Annotated in this window: 5 protein-coding genes; 2 read left to right on the top strand and 3 right to left on the bottom strand. The window is 57.0% G+C overall.

The window, feature by feature from the left end:
* The first annotated feature begins 2 nt into the window (after nt 1–2).
* Both ACR0MQ_RS12295 and ACR0MQ_RS12300 read left to right on the top strand, forming a co-directional pair.
* Nucleotides 3–707: a GntR family transcriptional regulator gene (locus ACR0MQ_RS12295; RefSeq protein WP_170771665.1), complete on the top strand. Its 705-nt coding sequence runs from the start codon at nt 3–5 to the stop codon at nt 705–707.
* Between the two features lie 67 nt (nt 708–774).
* Nucleotides 775–2,292, top strand: a complete 1,518-nt coding sequence (locus ACR0MQ_RS12300) for a malonate--CoA ligase (RefSeq protein ID WP_480608494.1) — start codon at nt 775–777, stop codon at nt 2,290–2,292.
* A 3-nt stretch (nt 2,293–2,295) separates the two neighbouring features.
* Here the strand turns inward: ACR0MQ_RS12300 and ACR0MQ_RS12305 are convergent, their stop codons facing one another.
* The 3 genes from ACR0MQ_RS12305 to ACR0MQ_RS12315 all read right to left on the bottom strand — a co-directional run bounded on the left by ACR0MQ_RS12305 (nt 2,296) and on the right by ACR0MQ_RS12315 (nt 5,956).
* On the bottom strand, nt 2,296–3,024 hold the full coding sequence (locus ACR0MQ_RS12305) for a metallophosphoesterase family protein (protein ID WP_480608496.1): 729 nt from the start codon (nt 3,022–3,024) through the stop codon (nt 2,296–2,298).
* A gap of 124 nt (nt 3,025–3,148) precedes the next feature.
* Nucleotides 3,149–4,744 (bottom strand): phosphoglycerate dehydrogenase, encoded by a 1,596-nt coding sequence (serA, locus tag ACR0MQ_RS12310; RefSeq protein WP_170771672.1) that lies wholly within the window; start codon nt 4,742–4,744, stop codon nt 3,149–3,151.
* 57 nt (nt 4,745–4,801) lie between these two features.
* Nucleotides 4,802–5,956, bottom strand: a complete 1,155-nt coding sequence (locus ACR0MQ_RS12315; protein ID WP_480608498.1) for a phosphoserine transaminase — start codon at nt 5,954–5,956, stop codon at nt 4,802–4,804.
* Between the last annotated feature and the right edge of the window lie 289 nt (nt 5,957–6,245).

A 6,245-nucleotide genomic window follows, 5' to 3' on the forward strand; every position in this document is an offset into this window, starting at 1 on the left:
TCATGACCCAGACCAGCGATACCACCAGCTACAAAGACATTAAGCAAACCGTCCTGCAACGCATCCGATCCGGCGAATGGCAACCGGATGCCCTGCTTCCCAATGAGCAAGAGCTTGCGGTGGAATTTTCGTGCACCCGCACCACAGTCAACCGTGCGCTGCGGGAACTGGCGGATGAAGGGTTTCTGGAAAGGCGTCGAAAGGCAGGCACCCGGGTTCTCAGCGCTCCGCAGCGTCAGGCACGATTCACCATTCCACTGGTCCGTGATGAGATCGAAGCTGCGGGCGGCACCTATCGCTATGCGCTGGTATCGCATGAAACACAGACCGCTCCCGATTGGCTGACGGCTCGTCTGGCCCTGCGCGTGGATCAGCGAGTCATGCATGTGCGATGCATGCATTTTTCCACCAACACACCGTTTCAGTTTGAGGACCGCTGGATCGTGATCGACAGCGTACCGCAAGTGGAACAGGCCGATTTCTCTGGCGTTGGTCCCAATGACTGGCTGGTGCAAACTGTCCCGTTCACAAATGTCGAGTTGACCTTTCTGGCCAGCCGGGCCGACGGCACATTGGCTGGGTTTTTGGACGTGCCCGAAGGTGAGCCCGTCTTTACGGCCGAGCGCATCACATGGCTGCAAGGTCAGCCGGTGACCTTCGCCAAAATGTACTTTGCAGCGGGCTACCGGATGACCACCGAATTCTGATTTTCCGGGCTTTACCCCCTGCCATTTACGAGACAGAGTTCCAGCGTCGGATGGAAAGGAAACCGGGATGGGCAACCCGCTTTATGATCGTTTGTTTGGCATTCATGCGGGCAAGGACACGCCGTTTCTGCATCTCGCCGATGGTCAGACACTGACCCATGCCGCGTTTCTGGACACGGCAGCCCGTTTGGCCAATGCGCTGACCGGACTGGAACTGGAACCGGGCGACCGTGTCGCAGTGCAGGTGGAGAAGTCCGCCGAAGCACTGGCGCTTTATGCCGCCTGCGCGCAAGCCGGGCTGATCTTTCTTCCACTGAACACCGGCTATACGACGCAAGAGCTGAGCTATTTCATCGAAAACAGCGGCGCATCTCTGGTGGTCTGCGACGCGACCAACGAGGCTGGGCTTGCTGATATTGCACAAAAGAACAACGCCCGGTTAGAGACGCTGAACGCGGACGGTTCGGGCAGCCTGACACGGCGTGCCTTAGGGATGCTTCCTGCTTTTGAACCGGTCCGCCGGACCGAGGACGATCTGGCCGCTTTCCTCTATACTTCGGGCACGACGGGACGTTCGAAAGGGGCGATGCTGACGCAAGCCAATCTGTTATCGAACGCGGAGACTCTGGTAAACGAGTGGCGGTTTGCCAACAGCGACGTGCTGCTCCACGCACTTCCGATTTTTCACACCCATGGGCTGTTTGTTGCGACCAATGTCATGCTCGCCTCGGGTGGATCGATGATCTTTCTGCCGAAATTCGACCTACACGACATGCTGCGTCTGATGCCTCAAGCAACGACGATGATGGGCGTACCAACCTTCTACACCCGGCTGCTGAGCGACCAACGGTTCACGCGGGAGCTGACGCAGGATATGAGGCTGTTCATTTCAGGATCGGCACCTTTGCTTGCAGACACGCATGTTCAATTCGAAGACCGGACCGGCCATCGCATTCTGGAACGCTACGGAATGACCGAAACCAACATGAATACGTCAAACCCATACGACGGCGAGCGCCGCGCAGGAACCGTTGGATTTCCCTTGCCAGATGTCGAATTGAAGGTCACGGACCCTGAATCGGGGGAGACTCTGCCAAGTGGTGAAATCGGGATCATCGAAGTACGCGGCCCCAACGTGTTTCAGGGCTATTGGCAAATGCCCGAAAAAACCGCCGCCGAACTGCGCGGAAATGGGTTCTTCATCACCGGTGATCTGGGACGGATCGACGAGGATGGATATGTCCACATCGTCGGACGCGGGAAGGACCTGATCATCTCAGGCGGGTACAACATTTACCCTAAAGAGATCGAGCTGCTGCTGGATGAACAACCCGGCGTGCTAGAGAGCGCGGTGATCGGCGTACCCCACCCGGATTTTGGAGAAACCCCGGTTGGCATTCTGGTTCCGACCCCCGGTCAGACGCCTGATATCGAAGCGATCATGGATACGATACAGGGTGCTTTGGCCCGTTTTAAACATCCCCGCCAACTGATCCTGCTTAACGAACTGCCGCGCAATACAATGGGCAAGGTGCAAAAAAACATCCTGCGTGACCGCTGCAAAGACCTGTTCACACAGTCCTGATCGTCAGGGCAAATGCGCAACGCGGCCCTTGTCCGTCAGCAACCAGCAATCCCGACCTTCAAACACCGCGACGCCTACCGGGCGGCCATACCCTGCACCGCTATCCAGATTGATGCGATTACCATAATGCGTCGCCTGATCCACAGGCGTATGTCCATGGACGATAAGCTTCGGATGCGGGCCACGGTGATTGTGAAAGCTTTGCCTGATCCACACCAGATCATTTTCCCGTTGTTCGCTCAGCGGTATTCCGGGCCGGATGCCTGCGTGAACAAACGCAATCTCTGGCGTTTGATGCATGGCCACGAGCCCCTGCAGAAACATCCTATGCGCCACAGGAACCGCGCCCCGTGCAATGGCATGTAGATCCTCTAGGCGCGTCTGCTGATCGAAGAACACGTCATAGCTTTGAAGTGTTTCGACACCACCCAACCGCTCGTGCAGCCAATGATACCCCACCAACATATGCGGATCATGACGTGGCACATCCTCCAAAAACCACGAAAACATCCGGTCATGATTGCCCAGCAGGGTGACCCAACGCCTGCCTGCATCACGTCCCGCGATCAAACGGTCGATGACGCCCCTGCTGTCTGGGCCTCGATCGACGTAATCACCCAAAAACACGATTTCGGCGTCCTGACCACCATCGCGCTCGATCAGCGACAATGCGCGGTCAAACTCGTCCACACGCCCGTGCAAATCACCGATTGCGTAGATCGGGTTGGTCATCTGGTTCCCCTCGGGCATCTGCGATTGCTGCACTTCTGACGCAAATACGACTCTTTGAAAAGGCGATGCCCGCGCCTTGCATAAGCCCGGGCATCAATCTGTTTCAGAAATTCAACATCGACACTCAGGCCACCTCAAACTCCAGTGGCTTGATCTGGGTAAACAGACCGGTTTCCGCCAGCTGCGCGCGCGCTTCAGCCGGAACTGGTTCGTCGACGTACAGCAGCGCGATCGCTTCGCCTCCCGCCTCAGCACGACCAAGGGTAAAGTTCGCGATGTTCACACCATGCGTGCCCATAGTTTGCCCCAAGGCACCGATGATGCCTGGCACATCCTCGTTGGTGGTATAAAGCATGTGGGCGCCAACCTCGGCGTCGATATTGATGCCTTTGATCTGAATAAAGCGCGGCTTGCCGTCACTGAACACAGTTCCCCCGATCGAACGTTCGCGTTTCCCGGTCACGACGGTCACCTTGATATAGCCTTCAAAGGCTCCGGACTTATCCTGATTGGTGGTCGAGATTTGAATCCCCCGCTCTTTGGCCACGACCGGGGCAGAAACCATATTCACCTCTGGGTTGAATTTCTTCATGATCCCAGCGATCACCGAACAGTTCAGCGCCGCCAGGTTCATCTCGGCCGCAACGCCATCATAAAGGATGTTGATCGCCTTGATCGGTTCGTCCGTCATCTGACCAATGAAACTGCCCAAATGGCCAGCCAACTTGATCCACGGCCCCATGACCTTGGCCTCTTCCGCCGTAACGCTGGGCATGTTCAGCGCGTTTTCTACCGCGCCGGTCAGCAGGTAGTTCGAAATTTGCTCGGCCACCTGCAATGCCACGTTCTCCTGCGCTTCGGTCGTTGCAGCGCCAAGGTGAGGTGTGCACACCACATTGGGCAGATTGAACAGCGCGTTATCCTTGGCGGGTTCTTCGCTAAAGACGTCAAAGGCTGCCCCGGCCACATGGCCCGATTGCAACGCCTCGGCCAGCGCGTCTTCGTCAACCAGCCCGCCACGAGCACAGTTGATGATGCGCACGCCTTTCTTGGTTTTGGCCAAGTTCTCACGTCTCAAGATATTGCGAGTCTGATCAGTGAGAGGCACGTGCAGAGTGATGAAATCAGCACGCGACAGCAGTTCATCCAGCTCAACCTTTTCCACTCCCATCTGCGCGGCTTTCTCTTCGCCGAGATAGGGATCATAGGCGACAACCTTCATCTTTAGCCCCAGCGCACGCTCGCAAACGATGCCGCCGATATTACCCGCGCCGATCACGCCGAGTGTTTTGTTGGTCAGCTCGATCCCCATGAACTTGGACTTTTCCCACTTGCCCGCATGGGTCGAGGTGCTGGCCTCGGGAATTTGCCGTGCAACCGCAAACATCATCGCAATGGCATGTTCGGCTGTGGTGATCATGTTTCCAAACGGCGTGTTCATCACGATCACGCCTTTTTTTGAAGCCGCATCCTTGTCGATATTATCGGTGCCGATCCCTGCACGGCCGATGACCTTCAGCTTGTCGGCTTTATCAAGAATGGTTGGCGTGACTTTGGTGGCCGAACGGATGGCGAGCCCGTCATACTGACCGATCACCTCGGCCAATTTGTCTTTGTCCTTACCCAGATCGGGCATGAAATCCACATCAATGCCGCGATCACGGAAGATCTGCACGGCGGTTTCGCTGAGCTTGTCAGATACGAGTACTTTGGGGGCCATATCTTTGGTCCTTGAATTGTATGGAAGCTCCGGGCCTTGGGTGGCCCGGCAATAACATCAGGCAGCTTCAGTCTGCGCCGCGATCTCGGTCTCGAAGGCCCATGCGAGCCATGGCAACATCGCCTCGATATCCGAGGTCTCGACCGTACCACCGCACCAGATGCGCAAACCCGCTGGGGCATCGCGATAGGCACCTATATCTAGTGCGATGTTCTCGGCTTCGAGCCGTTTGGCCACGGCCTTTGCAAAAGCCGCGCCATCCTGAATACGCGCATCGGTAAACTTCAGGCAGACCGAGGTATTGGACCGGTTCGCCGCGTCTTCCGCCAGATTTGCAATCCAGCCATTCTGGTCGCAGAACGCGTGCACGGCGCCAGCATTGGCATCCGCGCGGGCAATCAGTCCTTCAAGGCCACCGACGGATCGCGCCCAATCCAGCGCGAAAAGGTAGTCCTCAACCGCAAGCATCGAAGGCGTGTTGATGGTGGCCCCGGTGAAGATGCCTTCGATCAGCTTGCCACCTTTGGTCAGGCGGAAAATCTTGGGCAGGGGCCATGCTGGGGTGTAGCTCTCCAAGCGTTCGACCGCACGCGGCGACAGAATCAGCATCCCATGAGCCGCCTCACCACCCAGAATCTTCTGCCAGCTGAACGTGGTCACATCCAGCTTGTCCCAGTGCAAGTCCATCGCAAAGGCCGCCGAGGTTGCGTCACAGATCGTAAGACCCTGACGATCATCGGCAATCCAGTCGCCATTCGGAACCCGCACACCCGAGGTGGTACCGTTCCAAGTAAACACTACATCATTGGCGAAATCGACGGACGCGAGATTGACGATTTGCCCGTAATCGGCAGTTTTCACATCCGCGTCGATTTTCAGCTGCTTGACCACATCGGTCACCCAACCCGCGCCAAAGCTTTCCCAGGCCAGCATCTCGACCTTGCGCTCACCCAGAAGCGACCACAGCGCCATCTCAACCGCACCGGTGTCTGAGGCAGGTACGATGCCGATGCGATAATCCGCTGGAATACCCAAAATCTCACGCGTGCCTTCGATGGCTGCCTTCAGCTTGTCCTTGCCGACCGCAGCCCGATGCGAACGACCCAAGGCAGCGTCCGCCAGTTTGGTCAGATCAAATGTGGGGGGTTTGGCACAAGGGCCCGAAGAAAAACGCGGATTCGCCGGCCGCGTCGCCGGTTGTTCGATTGTCATCTGTATTACCCTTCCAGATACACGCCCCTCGTTGGGGAGGGGTGTCCCACGGAAAGGGGTATGGCTCCTTCGCACCTGCAGCAAGCGAAAAAGACCCATCGACCGTTAAAAACGACATCTTAAAGGGGATCGAATCGGAACAGAGGTTTCCGATGAGCGAAAAACCCGCCGGTAGTCCGGCGGGTTTTTGTTTGTGTATTACTCTGCGGCTTCTTCGTATTCTGACATTGGAGGGCATGTGCAGATGAGGTTTCTGTCACCGTATGCGTTGTCGACGCGGTTGACGGGG

This window comes from Ruegeria sp. AN6 (genome assembly GCF_056540425.1).

Excerpts from the sequence above, each read along its gene's own strand:
- serA (WP_170771672.1), bottom strand. The coding sequence starts at position 4,744 with ATGGCCCCCAAAGTACTCGTATCTGACAAGCTCAGCGAAACCGCCGTG.
- ACR0MQ_RS12305 (WP_480608496.1), bottom strand. The coding sequence starts at position 3,024 with ATGACCAACCCGATCTACGCAATCGGTGATTTGCACGGGCGTGTGGAC.
- ACR0MQ_RS12315 (WP_480608498.1), bottom strand. The coding sequence starts at position 5,956 with ATGACAATCGAACAACCGGCGACGCGGCCGGCGAATCCGCGTTTTTCT.
- ACR0MQ_RS12295 (WP_170771665.1), top strand. The coding sequence starts at position 3 with ATGACCCAGACCAGCGATACCACCAGCTACAAAGACATTAAGCAAACC.
- ACR0MQ_RS12300 (WP_480608494.1), top strand. The coding sequence starts at position 775 with ATGGGCAACCCGCTTTATGATCGTTTGTTTGGCATTCATGCGGGCAAG.